Origin of the sequence: Xanthomonas axonopodis (assembly GCF_001304695.1) — a bacterium.
In the GTDB taxonomy this organism is placed as follows: domain Bacteria; phylum Pseudomonadota; class Gammaproteobacteria; order Xanthomonadales; family Xanthomonadaceae; genus Xanthomonas; species Xanthomonas axonopodis.
Window position 1 is genome coordinate 1 of record NZ_JFAQ01000202.1, and the last position, 994, is coordinate 994.

At 63.9% G+C, this 994-nt stretch carries 3 pseudogenes; 1 reads left to right on the forward strand and 2 read right to left on the reverse strand.

What is annotated here, in order from left to right:
- Window positions 1-295: pseudogene (locus tag XAXN_RS16835) on the forward strand (hypothetical protein); the annotation flags it as partial.
- Here XAXN_RS16835 and XAXN_RS16840 read toward each other — a convergent pair.
- A pseudogene (locus tag XAXN_RS16840) lies at window positions 205-729 on the reverse strand (NAD-dependent epimerase/dehydratase family protein); the annotation flags it as partial. The pseudogenes XAXN_RS16835 and XAXN_RS16840 sit on opposite strands and share 91 nt — an antisense overlap.
- A pseudogene (locus tag XAXN_RS16845) lies at window positions 726-994 on the reverse strand (MBL fold metallo-hydrolase); the annotation flags it as partial. The pseudogenes XAXN_RS16840 and XAXN_RS16845, both read right to left, overlap by 4 nt.

Genomic DNA, 994 nt, shown 5'->3' on the forward strand with positions numbered 1-994 from the left:
ATATCTTGGCGAAACCCTGCTCGATGACTATCCGGGGCAGAAGTGCGTCTTGCGCCCGCGTGCGGTGTTCGGGCCCAGCGACACGGTGCTGTTTCCGCGCGTGATCGCCGCCGCGCGCAAGGGTGCGTTGCCACGTTTCGTCGGCCAGACCCAGCCGGTGATCGGCGACCTGATCTATATCGATACGCTGTGCGATTACCTGTACCGCGCGGCGGCGATCACGCGCGGAAACAGCACCGTGTCGCTGGGCCCGAACACCGCACGCGGGCGCAAGACGCACTTCTGCCCCGGATAGTCATCGAGCAGGGTTTCGCCAAGATATTTGGTTTGTGCGTATGTATCGACGAACGCCGGGCCGATCGGGCTGTCTTCATCCAGGTCGTACTGATGCGCTTCGCGATAGAACACCGAACTGGAGGAGACATACAGCAGGCGTGGGCAGTCGTTGCGCTTGCAGAAGTCGATGACGTTGGCGGTCGCCTTCACGTTGTGCAGCTGGAACTGCGCACGCGTGCCCCACGGCGAGGCCAACGCAGCTGCATGAATCACCACATCCGGTTGCCAGTCCAGCGAAAACGCCTGGCTCAGATCAATGCGATGGTAGTTGGGCAGATCGCTGGCGCGACGACCGATGCCGCGAAGTTCGACACCCGGCTGCTCCTGAAAGCGCCGCAGGAACGTACCACAGACGAAACCGGACGCGCCGGTCACGAGAATACGCAGGCTCATCGCCACTCCGGTTGATAACGGTCAAGACTGGGCTGGCAATGCGAGGGCAGGATCGCTAGCTCCGGATGGGCGTGCGACAAGGCGTGCAAGCGATGCACGGTACGCTGGAATGCGCGCCAATCGTGCATCAGCAGGCGCGTGGGCCACGCCGGCCATTGCAGCGAGGCCCAGGTGGCCGAGGACCACACCGCGTCCGCACACAGCAACACCTCGCGGTCGTGCTGGTCGCGTACCCAGAGCCCCATCTGGCCGGGCACGTGCCCGG